Consider the following 19,532-nt stretch of genomic DNA (forward strand, 5'->3'; position numbering starts at 1 on the left):
AAAACAAGGGCGCCTGCGCTCCGCTCATCCCTCCCATCCCCGTCAATCAGATATTTGTTCTATTTTAGGCGTTGATTTAAAACCATCGCCATTGGGATCTATTTATGCCGCTTATGCCGACGGGGACCTTCTCCGGCTATTGCGTAGCGACGACCCGCAGGCTTTTGCCGAGCTGTATGAGCGCTACCGCATGGACGTTTACCGCTATGGGCTCACCATCGTAAAGATGCCCCTGCAGGCGGAAGATCTTCTGCAGGATACCTTTATCCGCCTCTGGGATGTGCGCCACCGCCTGGAGATCAAAACAGGCATCCGTCAATACCTGCTGCGCATCTGTCATAACCGCGCTATAGACATTAACAAGCAGGTGGCCGTGAGCCGCCAGCTGGTAGACCAGTTATTCAACCACTACCAGGATGATTCCGCATCCCTGGAACGCAGCCAGCTGGACCTGCAACGCTTTGACGCCCTGGTAGAGGAAGCACTCAGCTCCCTCAGCCCCCAGCGCCGCCGCGTATATGAAATGTGTAAAAAGGAAAAGAAGAGCTACGAAGAAGTGGCCCGGGAGCTTCAGCTGTCCACCAATACCGTGAAAGCGCACATGACGCAGGCAAACGCCCTGCTCCGGGAGTACATCCGCAAAAACGCCCGCATTTCCATCCTCGTTTTACTGCTGGGAAAATTTTTTTAAAAAAAGTCAATATTCCGATTAACCCTTTTTTTCAATTCCAAGTCATTGATGTGAGTATGCAACCATCCTACGCATATTATAAAGAACTTTTGTCCGGCTTTATCCGGAATACCCTCACCGAAGCGGAGGGCCGGGAGCTGTACGCCTTCATCGCAGCGCAACCCTCGGTCTACGAACAGCTCATGGAAGATCCCGACATCATTGCACTCATAGCGCTGGGCGCGGAAAGCAGTGATGCCGTGCTGGTACCCGCAGCAGACCACCGCGTACGCACACAGGTGCTGGCGCATGCAAATGGTGAAGGTGTGCAAACGGTAACGCCACCGGTAGTGGCGATGAAAGGCCGCAAAACGTTGCTGCGTTGGAGTGTAGCCGCCGCAGTGCTGGTCCTGCTGGGCTTTACCACCTGGTTCCTGCTGCTCCAGCCCCGCCAGCACCAGCTGGCCCAGGGTACCACAGCTGCAAAGCCGGTGGCGGATAAGGCGGCGCCCGTGCGCAACCGTGCTACCATTACCTTGGCAAATGGGACGGTAGTGGCGGTAGACAGCCTGCGCCAGGGCCTGGCTACAGGCCAGTTTACCCGCGTAGTGACCCGCCAGGATGGGCAGGTGGCTTATGAGCAGACGAACGGTGGGGCGGGGCAGGAGCTGGTTTACAACACCCTGAGCAATCCTCGTGGCAGCAAGGTGGTAGACATCACGCTCAGTGATGGCTCCCGCGTGTGGCTCAATGCAGGCAGCTCCCTTACCTATCCGGTGGCATTCACCGGCAATGAGCGGCGGGTGCGCATCAGCGGGGAAGGGTATTTTGAAATTGCCCCGGATGCACATAAGCCTTTCTTCGTTACCAGGAATGAAATGGAAGTGCAGGTACTGGGTACGCATTTTAATATCAATGCGTATGACAATGCCGCCGGTGAAACCCGCACCACCTTGCTGGAAGGCGCAGTGCGCGTGAAGGAAGGGGGACAACAGGTTACCTTGCAGCCCGGCCAGCAGGCCAGGGCAGGTGCCACTATGAATGTGATCAGTAATGTGAATGTCAACCAGGTTGTTGCCTGGAAAAATGGCTATTTCAATTTTGAAAATATGCGTTTACCGGATGTGATGCAGCAATTGGAAATGTGGTATGATATATCGGTAGTGTATGAAGGCGCAGTGCCGGATATCCGCTTCTACGGGGAACTGAGAAGGGATACTAACCTGTCGGGCGTTATCTCCGCCCTGGAGGATTCCGGCGTGCACTTTAAAGTAGAAGGCAACAAACTTATTGTGCTGCCCTAAACCACCACGGCAGCCTTTCCACAACTGGAGTTTTTACAGCAATGTTTCGGGATCATCCTGCCCTCCGCGGAAGGGCACGGGCTTCCTGTTTTTATTATCAACCAAGATCCGTTGTCAACGCCAGTTGGCAGCGCCTAAAAAGTTATGTAAATGAACATGATCTTTGCCAGTCACCGGCCGCGCGCCGGGGCCGCACTATTGCCTTGCCAGCACGAGCGCACAGGTAAGCAGAGGCACCCGGGCACCGTGATGAAGCTTTTTGTATTACTGGCATTCGTGCTGCAGGGGTGGGCCCCGCAGGTACATGCGCAGACCATCACCTACGCCGCCAAGGATGCGTCGCTGCGCACCATTTTTAACGAAGTCCGCAAACAGACCGGCTACGGTGTGTTTGGTAATGAAAACCTGCTGAAGGATACCAAACCGGTAAGCATACAGGCCAGCAACATGGCCCTGGCAGATTTCCTGAACCGGATCATGGAAGGACAACCCATCAATTACCGGGTGGACGGGAAGAATATTATCTTCTTTTCCCGCAACCGCGCCACTGCAGATGCTGCACTGGCCCGCGGGATGAATGTGAACGGGAACGTGCTGTCGGAAGACGGGCTGCCTATCCCCGGCGCTACCTGTATGATCAAAGGCACCCGCCGCGGCGCAATGACCAATGAGCATGGCAATGTAACACTGGAAAATGTGACGCCGCCTTTTACCGTGGTGATCACCAGCATTGGTTTTGAAACGGAAGAGATAAACGTAACCGCTTACCAGCTGCAATTCTCCTCCACGATGCGCAAGAAGGCGCTGGAGTTGGGACATGTGGACATCCGCACTGGTATGTTCACCCGCCGCAAGGAAGATTTCACCGGTGCCGCCTCCGTTTTCACGGGCGACCAGTTGAAGAGCATTGGCAACCGCAACATCCTGGAAAGCCTGAAAACACTGGACCCTTCCTTTGTACAGGTCACCAATAATGCACAGGGCGCCAATCCCAATGCCATGCCCATCTTCGAGATCCGCGGCCGCACCAGTGTAAGCAACACGGACCTTAACAGCCAGTTCAGCGCCGATCCTAACCAGCCCCTCTTCATCCTGGACGGTTTTGAGAGCACGCTGCAGGCCATCTACGACCTGGATATGAACCGCGTGGCCTCCGTGACCATCCTGAAAGACGCCGCCTCTACTGCGTTGTATGGCGCGAAGGCATCAAACGGGGTGGTGGTCGTGGAAACCAAACGCCCCGTGCCCGGGCAGTTGCGCATCAGCTATACGGCAGACCTTTCCCTGGATATGCCCGACCTGAGAAGCTACAACATGATGAACGCCGCAGAAAAGCTGGAATTTGAAAGGCTCTCACAGGTGTACTATAAGCCCACAGACCAGTGGAACACAGACCAACGCTATGCCTCACGCATGGCCGCTGTGCAATCCGGCATAAATACCTACTGGCTCAGCGAGCCCGTACAACTGGGCCTGAGCAACCGCCATTCCGTACAGCTGAACGGTGGTAACAGTGACCTGATGTTCAATGCAGGTGCCTCCTACGGCATGCAGAACGGGGTCATGAAAGGCTCTTCCCGCAGCGCCTGGAGCGGCAATTTCAACCTCACGTACCGCAAGAACGCCATTAACGTTACCAACCAGATGAACGTAACCGGCGGCAACGCGGTAGCCTCTCCCTATGGCAACTTTTCCGACTTTGTAAATGCAAGTCCCTATTACCGCAAAAGACTGAACGATGGCAGCATTCCCAAATACCTGGACACCACCGGCCTCACCCTGGTGAACCCTTTGTACAATGCCTCGCTGTACAGCATTAACAAGTCGCCTAACTTCAACTTCTACGACAACCTCGCTGCCATTTACACCATTAGCCGCACGCTGCGCGTGCAGGGAGGTATCCAGCTGGCCCGCGGCACGCAGGACCAGGTCCTCTTCGTGCCCCCGGATAATACACAGTTTGATGGGGCAGACCCCACGCAGAAAGGCAGCTACACCAGCAACCATACGGCCACTACTTCCTACAGCATGAACCTCATGCTCACCTGGGCAAAAGTAGTAGGCAGGCACCGGTTTAACGCCAACGGGCGTACGGAAATGCAGCAGAACCGGAGCGAGATGGCCAGCTTTTCCGCGGTAGGTTTTCCCTACGGCACCAATGGCAATCCTTCCTATGCCTTCCAGTACACGCCTTTCAGCCGGCCCAACGCGCTCACCGTGGTATCGCGCAGCGTAGGCTTTCTGGGTAGTGTGAACTATGTGTTTGACGACCGCTTTATGGTAGACGCTACCTACCGCCTGGATGGCGCCAGTGTGTTTGGCTCTAACCGGCTCTTTAAACCATTCGCATCCGGTGGTATCGGCTGGAACCTGCACCGGGAGCAGTTCCTGAGGCAGGTGAAGTGGATCAATCTCTTAAAGATCAGGGGCGATATTGGTATTACGGGCAATGAGAACCTGGGCCAGTTCACCTCTACGTCCACCTTTTCTTTCCAGCAGGGACAGAACAACTTTGGTCAGGGCCTCAACATGGTGTCCCTCGGCAATCCTGACCTGGAATGGCAGAAGACCCGCCAGGAAAGCTACGGGGTAGACTTCGGTTTCCTGGGCTCCCGTATCAGCGGTACGGTGGATTACTTCCGCAAGCTTACAGATCCCATGGCCATTGGCACCAGCGGCACCCTGCCTTCTTCTACCGGTGTGAATGCCAACTATGTGATCAACCTCGGCCACCTCACCACCACCGGTTGGGAATTCAACGTACGTTTCTCGCCCATTTATAACCTGAAGAAACAGATCGTGTGGACCATCGGCATCACCGGTAGCGCTTACAAAAGCACCTACGGTGGCCTGGGCAACCAGCTGGAATTGCTCAACAAGAAGAGCGATAGCCTGAGCAACCGCGGTGGTACCGCCGCCCTGAACAGCCTTAACCGCTATGCAGACGGCTACAGCCCGGATGATATCTGGGCCGTGCGTTCCAGGGGTATTGATCCCGCTACCGGTAATGAATTGTTCCAGGCAAAAGACGGTACCCTCACCTTTGACTACAATCCTTCAGATGTAGTGCGGGTGGGCAATACGCGACCTGCCATGCAGGGGGTGATCAACACTTCCTTCAACTATAAGCAGTTCATCTTCGGCGCCGCCATCCGCTATAGCATGGGCGGGTACCAGCTGAACAGCGCCCTGTACACCAAGGTGGAAAACATCGGCAACCTGCTGAACAACCAGGACAAACGCGCCCTTTACGACCGCTGGAAAAACCCCGGTGATATCAGCCAGTTCAAATCCATCACCTCCACCGGCAGCACACCCATGTCATCGCGCTTCGTGGAGAAAGACAACTACTTTGACGGAGAGTCCTTCAACCTCGGCTACCGCGTAGGACAAGGATGGATCAGGAAATTAAAAATGCAGTCGCTCAGCCTGAATTTCTACCTGAACAACATCTTCTGGATAGAGAGTATCAAAACAGAGCGGGGCACCAGCTATCCGTTCGACAGGACCGCTTCTTTCAGTCTTAATGCATCTTTCTAAAACCTCCTGGAATGAAAACAACATCTTTCGCAATAGGGCTTGCCTTACTTACCGCCACGGTGGGCATGGGCGGCTGCAAAAAATACCTGACCGTACAGCCGGAATCTTCCTTCACCGGTGAGCAGGTGTTCGGTAATGAAAAGGCGGCACAGTCGGCCCTCAACGGCATTTACAATTACCTGGCAGATGGGAACCTGTATGGCAGTAATCTCACTACCATTTCCATTGAGCTGATGGGCCAGCGCTTTGCGCCCCCCAGTCTGGGTGGTACCAATAACTATACGTACCTGCGTACCTACGCATATACCAATACCCTGGTGATGCCCACCTTTGAACAGTTGTGGCAAAAGGCTTATGGCACTATCCTGTATGCCAATGCCTTCATTCCCCAGATGGACCGCATGCAGGCCGCCGGCACGCTTACCGCAGCACATGCCGCCCAGATGAAAGGGGAAGCCCTGGCCATCCGCGCCATGGTGCACTTTGATCTGCTCCGCCTCTTTGGCCCGGTGTACAGTACTGCACCGGATGCAAAGTCCATCCCGTACTATTCCCGGGCAGACGGCCAGGCGCAGGACATCTTGCCGGCCAGCCAGGTGATGGACAGCGTGCTGCTGGATCTTTCCCAGGCGGAACAACTGCTGGCGGCGGATCCTATCATCACCCAGGGCGTCAACAATGCCCAGGACTTTTACGCCGGCTTCCGCAACCAGCGCCTGAACTACTACGCCGTGAAAGCCCTGGAAGCCCGCGCCTGCCTGTGGATGGGCAATACCACCGCCGCACATGACGCTGCCGCAGCAGTACTGGCGGAAGGGGAAAAATGGTTCCCCTGGACCACTCCCGCCGCTATTACCGCCGCCAATGCACCAGACCGCGTATATTCCCCTGAAATACTGTTTGGCTCCTACAACCAGAACATGTACACCACCTACAATGCTTCCTTCAGCTCCACGCTGCTGGCCACGCAGGTGATCACGGTGAATAACGCGAACGTGGACAAGGTCTTTGAAGCCAACAAGAACGACTACCGTTATAATTACTGGTTCAATAGCAGTCCGAATGGGTTCCTGTCTTTCGATAAGTTCAAAGACATTGCAGATAACACCAAAACCTGGCGCTTTGTACAACCGCTGGTCCGCAAAACGGAAATGTATTACATCCTGGCAGAAACAGATCCTGCTGCGGCCTTGTCCCTGCTGGACAGTGTAAGGACCCACCGCGGCCTGCCCCCGCTGGACCCCTCCGCCAGCATTCCAACGGAGATCCAGAAGGAATACCAGAAAGAGTTCTGGGGAGAAGGGCAGCTGTTCTACTACTATAAACGCAATAACGTGGCCCGCATTCCCAGCGGCACCAGCGGCACCGCTACCGTGGCGCCGGTGTATGTAGTGCCCTTGCCACTTTCGGAAACTTCCCCGCGTTAACAACTAAAACCTGACAAATGAAAAAGCCGATCAGCATATTGATATTGTTTTCCATGGTGGCCGCCTTTGCCGCCTGTAAAAAGCAAACGCTGCTTACCTATAACGCGGACGACAATATTTATTTTTTCTATAAACGCAGCAACCTGCAGCAGGACAGCGTGAACTTCTCCTTTGCCTACAGCCCCGCTACGGTGCAGGACAGTACCATCAATATCCAGGTGGCGGTGACCGGCGCACCGGTGAACACGGACCGGTCATTTACCATCGCGGTAGATCCTACCAGCACGGCACAGGCTAATGTACACTACGAGATGCCTGAAAAGTTTGTGCTGCGGGCCGGCAACCTGGTAGACAGTTTTGCCGTAAAGCTGCTGCGCACACCAGACCTGCAGACCAATATACCTTTCCTGCGCCTGAACCTGGTGGCGGATCATAATTTTCATACAGATATCAAAGCCATTACCGGTACGCTGGATTCGGTCAACGCCCTGTCTTTTAAGATCAATCTTTCGGACCAGCTCACGCAAGGCAACTACTGGACCAGCATTTTGGCTACTTACTTCGGCACGTTCAGCGTGAAGAAGCTGCGCCTCATTAACCAGGTGGCAGGCATGCCGCTGGACTACGTAGTAAATGGCATCTATGACCTGAATATGGCCGCCCGCTGCGCCTCCTGGGCCATTACCATGAGCCGCTACCTGGATGACCAGCAGCAGGCCGGCCAGACCGTGTATGATGAAGATGGCGTAACTCCCATGACCATGGGAGCAGGCTACCTGTAAACAAATTTCTGAACCCTCCAACGGTTAATTATGACCAAGAAAATATGCAGCTACAGCGGGTTACTCGCACTGATCTCTTGCCTGCTTTCCGCCTGTTACAAGGACATCGGGAACTATGACTATCATCCCATCAACATGGTGCAGTTGGGCAACATTGACACCACGAACGGCTACACGGCGTTTTACAACGACACCCTCCGCGTAATCCCCGCCATCACTTCCTCAGAGAACGTAACGGCAGACGATGCCTATACCTACGAGTGGAGTTACCGCAAAAGCACCTCCGTGTTTTCTACGGACGATTCCCTGCTGGCCACCACCCGCAACCTGGCCGCAAAGATCACCATGCCCCCCGGCAGCTACACCCTTATGTACAAGGTGACGGATAACAAGACCAAGGTGATGGTACATGTAAAGACCACCCTCACCGTATCCACCGAAGTATATGAAGGCTTCCTGGTGCTGAGCGATGTGAATGGCAAGTCCAGGATGGATATGCTGTCTTACTTAAAGGCCAGCAATGTATTCAACCAGTATACGGATGTGTTCAAAAAAATGGGCTCCACCATTCCCATGGATGGCGCGCCTTACCAGGTGTTGTGCATGCCGTATGTAGGTACCAACGTGGCCGCGCAGAACTACGGCATCTTTGTGCTGAACAGCGCGGGCACCAACCGTGTGAACCAGGAAACATTTGCCTGGAATGATACCTATAACATCCGCTATTTGGTAGTGGGTAATGTGCCTGCTAACCTGGTGGCCAGCCGCCTCACCGGCATTACTACCGGCGCTTACAGCTACCAGCTATACATGTATGGCCCGGACCAGAATATGTACAGCTATTCAACCTCCGCCGGTTATGCCTTCCGTTACAGCCCGCTGAACGCGTATGCGACTGGCGGCACGCCCTTCCGCGTATCGCCCTATGTGGCTACAGACGGTACCAGCGCGGTGATGTATAACATGGACAAGAAGAACTTTGTATCCGTGGCCAATGCCAGCGCAGTAACGGTAACGGATGCACTGCCCGCATTGAATTATCCCACCGGGCTTGATCTGCTGTATATGGAGTGCATCTATTATGCGGAAGCAGGGATTAAGCCCAATACCTATGCAGTGCTGAAAGATCCCGGTACAGGCAAGGTATTCCTCCTCAACTTCCTCATGCGCCAGCCACAGACCTACTATGAAGAAATGACGGGCACAGACATTGGCCAGGCTACCAACTTTGCCGCCAGCCCGGATCATAATTACATTTTCTACAGCGTGGGTGGCAAGTTGTACGAGTACGATATGTACCTGCGGCAAAGCTTTCTCATGGCAGATTATGGCAGCCGCGTGATCTCCTGCCTTTCCTTCCCGCATATCGCTTCCCGCTACGGGAAAGCCAACTATGTGGCCTGGACAAAATCACTGCTGGTAGGGTCTTACGATCCCTCCGGTCCTAAAGACAGTAACGGAACACTTGACATATTCACCGTCTCCGATATCAATGCACCGCTGGTGAAGACCAACTCCTGGACAGGGTTTGGCAAGATCGTCAGCGTGGGCTACCGGGACAGATAAAAAAAACAGGAACAAATGCAGCGAAGAAAATTTGCATGGCTGATGGCCGTGCTGGGAGTGTCATGGCTGCGGTGGAGCACTGCCACCGCCGGTATGCAACCGGGACAGGATACCCTGCTGGTGTCTTTGGGAAAGGTGTTGAAAGCACATCACTATCATCCGGCTCACATAGACGATGCGTTTTCCGCACAGGTGTGGCGCACTTTCCTGCACACCCTGGACCCGTCGGATAACGTGTTTTGCCAGGAAGATCTGGACCAGCTCCGCCCATTTGAGCACCGCCTGGATGATGAGCTGGAAGGCCGGGCGCCCGTTGCTTTCCTGCCCGCGGTAACAGCCCTGTACCAGCATCGCCTGGCCGCTGCACTGGAAGCAGATAGCATGCTGGCGCTGCAACCTTTCCAGTACCATGCCCATGACCAGGTGCGCGCGGATGGTGGTTCAGGGCAAGGCTATGCCGCTACGGAAAAGGTGTGGCACGAACGCAGGTCCATGTCCCTCAAATACCTGGCGTTGCAATACCGCTCCGCGTTGCAAAAAGGCTCCCTGGCCGATAGCAGCGATGCCGTGCAGGAAGCTACTGCCCGCCAGAAAGCCATTGCAGATATCACCGCCCGCTATCATAAACTGCTGGCGCTGACCAACACGCCGGAATTGTTTAATATCCTGGCGGGCGCCATCTGCCACCAGATGGACCCGCACACTGATTATTTTCCCCCGGCCGCTGCGGCTGCGCCTTCCGCCATGGGCGCCGTGGCAGACCGGATGAAAAGTAACATGCTCCTGGGCACCGCCCTGATCCACCGGAACAATCACTTGTATGGCTACATCGTGCTCCCTGCTTTTTACCTGGATACGGTGCGTGGTTTCCACTGCGCGGATGACCTGGCCAAAGCCCTGGCATCCATGGATAGCAGCCACGTGGAAGGATTGATCATTGACCTGCGGAATAACTCCGGCGGCTCTTTGCTGGAAGTGCAGGCCATGGTAGGCATGCTGGTAAAAGGCGAAGCCGTGGTACAACTGAAAGGAAAAGACCTGGAGCCTGCACTGCTGAAAAGCACTACCGCCCAGCCGATTTACAACGGCCCCCTGGCCGTGTTGGTGAACAGCCAGACCGCTTCCGCGGCAGAACTTTTTACCGCGGCCATGCAGGACTATGGGCGGGCGGTGATCTGCGGCAGTCCTACGTTTGGCAAAGGCACGGTACAGCGGCCGTTCCCCGTGGGTGCGGAGCAGGGATATGTGAAAGTGACCTTTGAACAATTGTTCCGCGTAAACGGCAGCTCTACCCAGTACCGGGGTGTTACACCAGATCTCCTGCTGCCGGATCTCTACCAGTTTGGCAAGCGCCGAGAGGCCACAAGACCGCAGGTGCTGCCCTGGGACTCCATCCCGCCGGCACACATCACCCGCTGGGAAGGCGCCCCGCAGGTAGCGCAGCTGAAAGCCAAGGTGCACCGCATGATGGACGATACCTTGTATGCTGCCATTACACAAAAGAGCAAGTGGCTGGCAGCACATGATACCGCCATGGTGCCGCTGGAAGTAGCCGCCTACCTGCAGTTTGCGGACGCCCGCCGTCAAAATTTAGAAGCATTGAACCAACTATTAAAACTCCCCGCCGACAGGCAGGACCAGGCATCACCGGCATCCTTCAGTTTCATGGAGGATGCGGCCGCCTACCAGCGCTGGTTGCACCTGGTGCAGGCGGACCTGTTTGTACATGCTGCCACCGGCGTGCTGGAAGCATGGGTAGCAAGATCATAAACGAAATACAAAACCTGCACCACTACTTTAATCACTTAATCCAACAATAGCATGAAAAAGCACTGGATGGTGTTATGGGCCTTGTTTCCCACAGCACTGCTGGCACAGAACAAATCCTTTTCCATCACCGGCCATACCACCCGGGCAGAGAACTGCGGGGCGTTGTTTGGCTACGTAGCACCGGACAATACGGTAAAACGCGATACTACTTTTGTAAAGAACGGACAGTTCACTTTCAAAGGCAACGCGTATGACCAGCGCGTCCTGGCGCAGGTGATCGTGTATGCACAGCCCGGCGATTATTCTATGCTCTTCTACCTGGAGCCCGGCAATATCCAGTTGGAGGTGATGGGCGATAAAACAAAGGACCGGCGTAGCGGCACCCCGCTGAACCAGGAGCTGCAGGCATTCGTAAAAATAGAAACCGCGCTGCTGGATAGCGCCAGCGCCACGCAGGCAGCGGCCACAAAGCTAACGCCCTATTCCCCCGACGCCCAGCCCCTGGTGCTGGAAGCAGTGCGCCGCTATATGGCCCTGCATTCACACAGCGTCATTGGGGTGGATCAGCTGCTTAACCTGGTGCGGAGTTACAAGCAGCCGGATGAACTGGCAGCAGTGTTTAATAAGATGGACGATGCCGTAAAGGAAAGTAAGGAAGGCAAACAGGTAAGCGCCACCATTGAAGGTATGCGCGCCACCGCCATTGGCAACAAAGCCCCGGACTTTTCCCTACCCGATGCCAGGGACCAGCCCCGCCCCCTCAGTAGCCTGCAAGGCAAATATGTACTGATAGATTTCTGGGCTACCTGGTGCGGGCCCTGCATGGCAGAGATGCCCAATGTGAAGAAAGCCTACGAACGTTTCCACAACAGCAACTTTGAAATACTCGGCGTATCACTGGACCGGCCGGGGGCTAAAGAGAAATGGCTGGAAGTGATTGATAAAGATAAACTGGTATGGCCCCAGGTAAGTGACTTCAAATTCTGGAACAGCCAGGTGGTAAACCTCTACGATCTCACGTCCATTCCCATGAATTTCCTGCTGGACCCCTCCGGTAAGATCATCGCCAGGAACCTGCGGGGAGATGCACTCACCGCCAAACTGCAGGAAGTACTGCAATAACCACATCTTAAAAACGGAACATGAAATACAAAATATTATGGGCGGCGATGGTCGCCATGGCCATGCCTGTACTGGGATGGGCGCAGGAGCTGAAATTTACGCTGGACGGCACTATCCAGTCAGACACCATCCAACAGGGATATATATACATCATAGGTAAAGGAGTGAAAAGGGACAGCGTATTGCTGGACCACAACCACTACCACTTCTCCGGCGTGATGGACCAACCCGGCGCACACGCGTTTATTGAATGGTTTGATGTGCCCATGAACCAAGTGCGCGGTGTGGACCTGTCCAAGTACAAAGACCGCAGCATAGGTCTTTTCCTGGACACTACCCATATCACCGTTACACATAGTAACCCCTTTTCAAAAGCAAAGATCACCGGCTCTAAAATGCAGGCAGGCATGGAAGAGATACAGGCCGATGTAAAGGCCAGTGGGGATATCGACGGCGCAGTAAAAAGATTTATTCTCAAACATCCCACTTACTGGCTGAGTTACATGGTACTGCAGGACAAGGCTAAAGAGTTTGGGGGCAAGCTGGCGGATAGCCTTTACAGGACCCTGTCGCCCTCCCTCACGAAGTACGATGATGTAAGACAACTGGGCATCCTGCTGCGTGGGGCCGCCAATGTAGCCGTAGGGCAAATAGCCCCCGGCTTTACTATGTACGATACTACCGGTCACGCAGTGACCTTGTCTTCCTACCGGGGCAAATATGTGTTGGTAGATTTCTGGGCCAGCTGGTGCGCTCCCTGCCGTGCAGAAAGCCCGAACCTGCGGGCCGCCTACGAAAAGCTGAAAGACCGAGGTTTCGAGATCCTGGGCGTATCCCTGGACCTGAAGGCCTCCCAGAAAGCCTGGCTGGCGGCCATCCACAAGGATAACCTGACCTGGGCACAGGTATCGGACCTTAAGGGATTTGAGAGCAAGACCGCGGTAGACTGGGGGGTGGCATCCATTCCTGCTAACTTCCTGCTGGACCCGCAGGGCAAGGTGATAGCGGTGAACATCCGCGGCATCAACGCCTTCTGGGACCTGGCCAGGCTGGTACAACCTGTTGCACAAACTAACTAAACAATGTTTATGTTAAAGCATATCTTCTTTACACTGGCTACACTGGGCAGCCTGCAGGCGCTGGCCCAGGCAACGCAGCCCTTCACCGTTAAGTTCTCTGCGGGCAATACGCCTGTTACAAAAGTGGAACTGGCCCGCTATACCCTGAAGAACGGCGCCCGCCGGGATAGCGGCGTGATCACAAACGGGCAGGCGGTCATCCATGGCACCGTGTATGCAGACCGGCAGAAAGGCCAGCTGCTGGCTACTTTTAGTGGCCGTCAACACTCTTACCTCTTCTACCTGGAGCCAGGTATCATCAATGTATCGTACGATGCAGCCTCCAATCATTTTCACGTGGTGGGCGGCAAACTGAATAAAGACCTGGAAGCCTATAACACCCTGTTCTATCACTTCCTGGACACACTGCAAGCACCCAATAAAACAGATGCCAACTACCAATTCTCCCCGCTGGTATTGGAAAACAAGATCCACGTGATTGCGCAGTTTGTGAAAACACATCCCGCCAGCGCCGTGGCCCTGGACGAACTGAATGAATACGCTGTCCGCGGCAAAGACGCCGCCACCACGGAGCAATTGTTCAAACAGTTGGCGCCCGCACTGAGAACATCTGCTACCGGCACAGAACTGGCCACCCGCATTAAAGGCATGAACACCCTGAAAACAGGCGATGTCGCACCCGGTTTCAGCATCCCTGATCCGGATGGCAAAAACATCTCCCTCGCGGCTTTCAAAGGAAAGTATGTGCTGGTGGATTTCTGGGCCACCTGGTGCGCGCCCTGCATAGCGGAGATCCCCAACATGGTAAAAGCCTATGATGCTTACAAAGACCACAACTTCGAGATCATCAGCATTTCCCTGGACCGCCCGGATTCAAAAGATCTCTGGATCAAAAAGATCGCGGAGTATAAGATGACATGGCCCCAGGTATCTGAGTTGAAATGGTGGAATGGCCCGTCTGCATTGCGCTATCATATCAATTCCGTGCCGGCAAATTTCCTGCTCGATCCTTCCGGTAAGATCATCGCTATGAACCTGCGCGGGGAAGACCTGCAAAAGAAATTGCGGACAGTGATCCCCGGCGTGGAGCAGGCATTTACCATTGATGGAAAGATCGCATCAGATACTGCCGTTACCGGTAAAGTATACCTCGCTTACGAGGACAATGATGACGGGCAACGGGATAGTGCGGTGTTGGTGAACAACACTTACCACTTTGCAGGTACCATGAAAGACGGGGCCATCCAGGCAGCCATTACCCTGGAAGACAGGTCCCTGCCGAACAGCAAGGGCCGCTTCAAAGGATTTTCCCAATGCTACGTTATGCCCGGCCATACCACAATAGCACATGGTCCCCGCTTCAGTGACCTGCACCTGCAGGGATCACCCGTGCAGCAGGATGCAGACACTTTTGCCGCGCAGCGAAGAATGCAGCAGGGCGTATCTGAAAAGGAGCGCACGGTGGCCTTCATCAAAGCGCATCCCGCTTCCTGGTACAGCTTTGTGCTGCTGGAACAAACCGTGATCCGCACGTATGATCTTACTACAGAACAGGCAGACAGCCTCTGTGATATACTAAGCCCCGGATTGAAACAATACACCCGTGTAAAGACGCTGAAAGCACTGCTGGAAGGCCGTAAAGTGGCCAAGGTAGGCAACATGGCCCCCGCCTTTTCCCAGCACAGCCTGGATAATAAAGTGGTGAAGCTGTCAGATTACAAAGGCAGGTACGTACTGGTAGATTTCTGGGCCAGCTGGTGCCACCCTTGCCGCGCGGAAAACCCCAACGTGACGGCGGCTTATCACAAATACAAGGACAAAGGGCTGAACATCCTCAGCATATCACTGGATGCATCGCGTGACCGGTGGCTGGAAGCAGTAAAGCATGATAAATTAGAATGGACGCAGGTTTCAAACCTCCAGGGTTTCAATGATGAAGTAGCGGTGAAATATGGTATCCACGCTATTCCCAGGAATTTCCTGGTAGGGCCGGATGGCCGCATTGTAGCCATGGATCTTCGCGGCGATGACCTGGATAAAAGGCTGGGAGAAATTTTTAGATAGTGGTCATGTGCATGAAAAAGGCCATCCGCAGAGATGATCTTTTTTTAGAACGGCCACGGCATCATGTACCGTGGCCGTTCTATTTACGCGGTAATTACTTTGCTTTCTTGTGCACAAATTTGCCCAGTGATTTACCGGCCTTGGCATATGCCTCGCCAATGCGGATACCGGTGGCAAACTGGCCTTTACCACCAGATACATCGTTCATCATGATCTTGCACAGCGGTTTTCTTTTCGGGGAAGTGTCCTGCGTATCGTAGATATAGATCTCCAGGCTTACGGCTGCTTTGCCGGAAGAGATGCCCACGTTGTACCCTACTTCAATGAACTTGGTGTGCACCTCCATCATGTATCTGGCACCCGCTTCTTCGTTCAGGGTCCTGTCTGCGTATTTATCAAACAATTCCTCAAACTTAGGTTGGTAATGCGCTTTGCGGTCGCCATACCAGGATTGTTCCCAGGTGTCGCCGGAGCCGGGTGTTTTGGATTCTTTCTCTGCTTTTCTTCTTTTAACGTAGTTGGCTTCCTTGCCGTCTTTACCTACGGTTACGTCGTCATACACGTACACTACCTGTAATTCTTTTACGTCCTTGAGGAACTTGAGATCACCTTTTACCAGGTCCTGGGCCTGGGAGGTGGCGGTAGCAAACAAGGAGCCAGCAAGCAGCATCAGTGCAAATAGTCTTTTCATAAATCAAAGGGATAAAAAAATAAGTGTTTAAAAATGGAAACGGGTGATTAAAAGCGTACAGTATTTTGGGAACAGGAACTTACATTTCCCGGGCCGTCACAGACCTGCCGGGAGATGGCGGATTACCACAATGATAGGTCATTCACGGGCGCAAAGTAAATGTAAAGTATTGATATATGAAGTATGTATATGTAAAATAAAACGAATGTGTTATAAGGCCTGTACTGGCCAGCTACCTGCACAGGTACGCCAGCAGCGGCTCCATAGACGGCTGCTCTTCCAGCGTGCGGATAAATGTAAACAGCGCTTTCATCTCCTCCGTGGTAAGCCGCTGGCCGATCAGGCGCCTGCATTTATCCTCTACCTGTTCCCAGCTTAGCGGTTGGGTGAAGAAACCGGGATAGTCTTCCGTTTCATAACTGAAGATATGGCCCTCTTTCATGATCACCTCCACTTTCGCCATCACCTTGTCCGGGTAGCGCTGCGTGTATTTATCCAGCACACCCGCCAGCATTACGGGTTTGTGCAAAGGGAAATGGGTGTTTACTTCTACTTTTTGTAGCAAGGTTTGCACGTCTTCCCGGTGAATGCGCTCCGGGGTCAGCTGTTCCGGGTACACCTGCCCATCCAGTAAAGCTACTGCAATCAGGTAGTGCAGGCTGTGGTCTGCCTGTTCCTTTGTTTTCACGATCTTCCGGTCTCCATATTCCCCCGAGCCTACAATGTGATAGGCGGTGAGGAAAGTGGTCACATTCACTTTGAGAATATCCGCTGTGGCAATTTCATGTTCTTTGAGCAGGTTTAACGTTGCATAGATGGCCGACTGCGTATGTACTTCCGCGTTATAACTTTTCAATATACAGCGGTGCAGCAACTCAAACTTATCTTTGCTCCACTCATAATCCAGGTTCATGTGAAATACTTCCTTGAAACCTTTAGGCCCTTCAAATAAAGCAATGGGCCCTGTCATACCTTCCCTGGCCAGCAGCACATTGTTTACACAGTCCAGTGCATCCATAGAAGAGGCCATGCCTTTCCACTCGCTGGTATAACTGGCCCTGCTCACCGCCAGCGGGGCAATGGAGCATCCGCAAATAGCCAGTGCATTGGCCGCCTGGTCCAGCGTAAGCCCAAACATGCGGCTCATGCCGCCCACCATGGAATAAGAAAGCAACAGGGTGTGGTCAATGCCCTCCGTCATCACCGGTATTTCTTCAGTGAGCCTGCATGCTATTTCGTAAGCTACCGCCATAGCGGTAAGAAAATCCCGGCCACCGGTAGGGCGGAATTGCGCCGCCGCCAGCAATGGCCCCAGGTTATCACTGGGGTGGCAGGTAGATTCTTTGCCCAGGTAATTATCCATAAAATCAGGATAACGTACCAGGGCTGTGTATACCTGGGCGGCACGGTCATAAGGGAGTGAGCCTACCACCGGCACTTTACACGGACCACCCACGCCCAGCACCTCCAGTTGTGCAAATAATTTCTGCAGGGGAGGCTTGTCTATGGCGAAGAACATGGAGCCTACGGCATCCAGCAGGTGCTTCTTTAACTGATCTGTATTAGCGTCGCCTATTTGTTCGTAACGTGCCTGCAACGCATAATCGGCTACCTGGAAGGTCTGGTATCGCTTGTCCATAAGTGGGGTGGTTTTGAGAAAGTGTATGAAAGTTCTGTGCCAACAGGGGTGGTACGGAATTGGAACATGCTCCTTAAAAGCCCGGAAACAATGTATCCTGTTGAAAAGATCAATCTTCTGAAAGACATGCTGGTACAGCATCATGAAACCATTGCCGTGGCAGAAAGCGTAACGGCCGGCCATGTGCAGGCGGCATTATCACAAGCCACCGGCGCCGCGCAATTCTTCCAGGGCGGCATTACAGCGTATAACCTGGGCCAGAAGGCCCGCCACCTGTTTGTAGAGCCCATTGAGGCAGAAGCATGCAACAGTGTATCGCCCGCGGTGGCAGCGCAAATGGCCCTGCAGGTAGCCCGTAATTTTTCCGCCAGCTATGGCCTGGGAATTACCGGCTATGCCGCCAAAATGCCGGAGAAGCATATTGACACTGTGTTTGCCTTTTATGCGATTGCCTGCAATGACCAGGTGATCAAAGCAGGCCGCATAACGGTAGGTGAACAGGAGGGGATGGAAGTACAATTGTACTACACGGAACACCTGCTGGATGCATTGCTGGAATGCTGCCAGCATACCTACACATCCCGCTAAAGCCAGCTCCACCGTAGCTTTTACGGCATGGAGGTAAAAAAATTGGTATGCCGGTTGATATGAAATAGGATGACTTACTAATTCCTAACTATAAATTCAACAACATGGCAAAGTATTCCAAACATGCGGGCGATAAAGTAGAACGCGCCATGCATGAAAAGAAGGAAGGCACGCTGAAAAGCGGCCGTAGCGGGAAGAAGGTGACCAGCCGTAAACAAGCCATCGCCATTGGTCTTTCTGAAGCCCGCAAGGAAGGAGCAAAGGTGCCTAAGAAAGCAGCAGCTAAAAAATCTACAGCAAAGAAAGCGACGACTAAAAAGGCTGCCGCTAAAAAAGCTACCGCAAAGAGGTCCGCGGCAAAGAAAGCAGCGCCCAGGAAAGCAGCCGCAAAGAAGGCTACACACAAACGGGCGTCCGCAAAAAAAGCAGCGCCCAAGAAAGCCGCTGCAAAAAAGGCTACCCGCAAGAAAGCATCCACCCGTAAGAAAGCAACGAGCAAATCTGCCTAGCGTCCAGATTTGATAACGGATCAAGAATTACGAAGGCCGGGCATCAATGCCGCCGGCCTTCTTTTATTGTAAGCATTAAATTAACAACGATGAAAAAGAATTCCCCTAAAAAAAAGAAAGCAAAACAGCAGATCAGCGCTGACCAGCAATCCCGCCTGCAGGTTTATTTTTCCTCCATGCTGGCAGAACTGTACTGGGGAGAACAAACTTTCCTGGATGTACTGGATACCATGAGCGAAACGTCCACCAGCCCGGAGCTGAAAGACGCTTTTAGCCAGCACCGGGTGCAAACCAGGGAGCACGTGGAACGCCTGGAGCGGGTGTTTGCCGCCATGGGCATGCCGGCAGAGCCCAGGCAAAGCATAGGCTTGCAGGGCCTTTTTGATGAAGGCTGGCGCGTGATCGATAAGGCACCCACTGGCAGCGCAGAGCGGGACGTGACGCTCATCATTGCCGCACAGAAGGTGGAGCACTACGAAATTGCAACTTACGGCAGCCTGGTGTCCCTGGCCCGCACACTGAAGCTGGATGACGTAGCCGCCATCCAGGAAGATACCCTGGCCGAAGAAGATGAAGCAGATGCCCTGCTCACAGAAATAGCGGAAGCACACATCAACTACGAAGCCAGCCAGGAACCGGCAGGACAAGTAGCCGGCTGACTACTTTTTCCAGAAAAGCAACAGCCTCAGGAAAAAGTTCCGTTTGGGGGGCAGCTGGTGACATACCAGGCAAGGGCCAGTATGATCTCCGGGCAGTACCGATCTGCATACAGGACAGCGTT

At 53.7% G+C, this 19,532-nt stretch carries 15 protein-coding genes; 13 read left to right on the forward strand and 2 right to left on the reverse strand.

Annotated features, from left to right (window positions below):
• Positions 1-91 precede the first annotated feature (91 nt).
• The 10 genes from DCC81_RS14650 (at position 92) to DCC81_RS25850 (ending at position 15,324) form a co-directional block, all read left to right on the forward strand.
• Entirely contained in the window at positions 92-691 is a 600-nt protein-coding gene (locus DCC81_RS14650) for an RNA polymerase sigma factor (protein WP_165806591.1), read from the forward strand.
• A gap of 56 nt (positions 692-747) precedes the next feature.
• Positions 748-1,974: a FecR family protein gene (locus DCC81_RS14655; RefSeq protein WP_108687361.1), complete on the forward strand. Its 1,227-nt coding sequence runs from the start codon at positions 748-750 to the stop codon at positions 1,972-1,974.
• A gap of 150 nt (positions 1,975-2,124) precedes the next feature.
• Entirely contained in the window at positions 2,125-5,514 is a 3,390-nt protein-coding gene (locus DCC81_RS14660; RefSeq protein ID WP_108687362.1) for a SusC/RagA family TonB-linked outer membrane protein, read from the forward strand.
• A gap of 11 nt (positions 5,515-5,525) precedes the next feature.
• Positions 5,526-6,941 carry a RagB/SusD family nutrient uptake outer membrane protein gene (locus tag DCC81_RS14665; protein ID WP_108687363.1) on the forward strand — a complete coding sequence of 472 codons (1,416 nt, stop codon included), beginning with the start codon at positions 5,526-5,528 and terminating at the stop codon, positions 6,939-6,941.
• A gap of 17 nt (positions 6,942-6,958) precedes the next feature.
• Positions 6,959-7,723: a DUF4843 domain-containing protein gene (locus DCC81_RS14670; RefSeq protein WP_108687364.1), complete on the forward strand. Its 765-nt coding sequence runs from the start codon at positions 6,959-6,961 to the stop codon at positions 7,721-7,723.
• 30 nt (positions 7,724-7,753) lie between these two features.
• Positions 7,754-9,289, forward strand: coding sequence for a PKD-like family lipoprotein (locus DCC81_RS14675; RefSeq protein WP_108687365.1), 1,536 nt, complete (start codon positions 7,754-7,756; stop codon positions 9,287-9,289).
• A 15-nt stretch (positions 9,290-9,304) separates the two neighbouring features.
• Entirely contained in the window at positions 9,305-11,059 is a 1,755-nt protein-coding gene (locus DCC81_RS14680; RefSeq protein WP_108687366.1) for a carboxy terminal-processing peptidase, read from the forward strand.
• A gap of 51 nt (positions 11,060-11,110) precedes the next feature.
• Entirely contained in the window at positions 11,111-12,181 is a 1,071-nt protein-coding gene (locus DCC81_RS14685) for a TlpA disulfide reductase family protein (protein WP_108687367.1), read from the forward strand.
• A 20-nt stretch (positions 12,182-12,201) separates the two neighbouring features.
• A complete protein-coding gene (locus tag DCC81_RS25725; RefSeq protein WP_205686338.1) occupies positions 12,202-13,260 on the forward strand; it encodes a TlpA disulfide reductase family protein in 1,059 nt (352 codons plus the stop codon).
• A gap of 9 nt (positions 13,261-13,269) precedes the next feature.
• Complete coding sequence (locus DCC81_RS25850) at positions 13,270-15,324, forward strand: redoxin domain-containing protein (protein ID WP_165806592.1); 2,055 nt, start codon at positions 13,270-13,272, stop codon at positions 15,322-15,324.
• Between the two features lie 94 nt (positions 15,325-15,418).
• Here DCC81_RS25850 and DCC81_RS14700 read toward each other — a convergent pair whose 3' ends face one another.
• Positions 15,419-16,015, reverse strand: a complete 597-nt coding sequence (locus DCC81_RS14700) for a hypothetical protein (protein ID WP_108687369.1) — start codon at positions 16,013-16,015, stop codon at positions 15,419-15,421.
• A gap of 232 nt (positions 16,016-16,247) precedes the next feature.
• The gene (locus tag DCC81_RS14705) at positions 16,248-17,654 is read right to left on the reverse strand and encodes an MmgE/PrpD family protein (RefSeq protein ID WP_165806593.1); all 1,407 of its coding nucleotides are present in this window, start codon (positions 17,652-17,654) and stop codon (positions 16,248-16,250) included.
• Between the two features lie 90 nt (positions 17,655-17,744).
• Between DCC81_RS14705 and DCC81_RS14710 the strand changes: the two genes are divergently transcribed.
• The 3 genes from DCC81_RS14710 (at position 17,745) to DCC81_RS14720 (ending at position 19,410) form a co-directional block, all read left to right on the forward strand.
• Positions 17,745-18,242, forward strand: coding sequence for a CinA family protein (locus DCC81_RS14710; RefSeq protein WP_165806594.1), 498 nt, complete (start codon positions 17,745-17,747; stop codon positions 18,240-18,242).
• 104 nt (positions 18,243-18,346) lie between these two features.
• Positions 18,347-18,751, forward strand: a complete 405-nt coding sequence (locus tag DCC81_RS25860; protein ID WP_108687371.1) for a DUF6496 domain-containing protein — start codon at positions 18,347-18,349, stop codon at positions 18,749-18,751.
• An 89-nt stretch (positions 18,752-18,840) separates the two neighbouring features.
• Positions 18,841-19,410, forward strand: a complete 570-nt coding sequence (locus tag DCC81_RS14720; RefSeq protein WP_108687372.1) for a YciE/YciF ferroxidase family protein — start codon at positions 18,841-18,843, stop codon at positions 19,408-19,410.
• The last annotated feature ends 122 nt before the right edge of the window (positions 19,411-19,532 follow it).

The organism is Chitinophaga parva, from assembly GCF_003071345.1.
Lineage (GTDB): Bacteria > Bacteroidota > Bacteroidia > Chitinophagales > Chitinophagaceae > Chitinophaga > Chitinophaga parva.

Bases quoted from the DNA above. Each gene is read 5' to 3' on its own strand.
- DCC81_RS14655 (WP_108687361.1), top strand. From the start codon at position 748: ATGCAACCATCCTACGCATATTATAAAGAACTTTTGTCCGGCTTTATC.
- DCC81_RS14660 (WP_108687362.1), top strand. From the start codon at position 2,125: ATGAACATGATCTTTGCCAGTCACCGGCCGCGCGCCGGGGCCGCACTA.
- DCC81_RS14665 (WP_108687363.1), top strand. From the start codon at position 5,526: ATGAAAACAACATCTTTCGCAATAGGGCTTGCCTTACTTACCGCCACG.
- DCC81_RS14670 (WP_108687364.1), top strand. From the start codon at position 6,959: ATGAAAAAGCCGATCAGCATATTGATATTGTTTTCCATGGTGGCCGCC.
- DCC81_RS14675 (WP_108687365.1), top strand. From the start codon at position 7,754: ATGACCAAGAAAATATGCAGCTACAGCGGGTTACTCGCACTGATCTCT.
- DCC81_RS14680 (WP_108687366.1), top strand. From the start codon at position 9,305: ATGCAGCGAAGAAAATTTGCATGGCTGATGGCCGTGCTGGGAGTGTCA.
- DCC81_RS14685 (WP_108687367.1), top strand. From the start codon at position 11,111: ATGAAAAAGCACTGGATGGTGTTATGGGCCTTGTTTCCCACAGCACTG.
- DCC81_RS25725 (WP_205686338.1), top strand. From the start codon at position 12,202: ATGAAATACAAAATATTATGGGCGGCGATGGTCGCCATGGCCATGCCT.
- DCC81_RS25850 (WP_165806592.1), top strand. From the start codon at position 13,270: ATGTTAAAGCATATCTTCTTTACACTGGCTACACTGGGCAGCCTGCAG.
- DCC81_RS14700 (WP_108687369.1), bottom strand. From the start codon at position 16,015: ATGAAAAGACTATTTGCACTGATGCTGCTTGCTGGCTCCTTGTTTGCT.
- DCC81_RS14705 (WP_165806593.1), bottom strand. From the start codon at position 17,654: ATGGACAAGCGATACCAGACCTTCCAGGTAGCCGATTATGCGTTGCAG.
- DCC81_RS14710 (WP_165806594.1), top strand. From the start codon at position 17,745: ATGTATCCTGTTGAAAAGATCAATCTTCTGAAAGACATGCTGGTACAG.
- DCC81_RS25860 (WP_108687371.1), top strand. From the start codon at position 18,347: ATGGCAAAGTATTCCAAACATGCGGGCGATAAAGTAGAACGCGCCATG.
- DCC81_RS14720 (WP_108687372.1), top strand. From the start codon at position 18,841: ATGAAAAAGAATTCCCCTAAAAAAAAGAAAGCAAAACAGCAGATCAGC.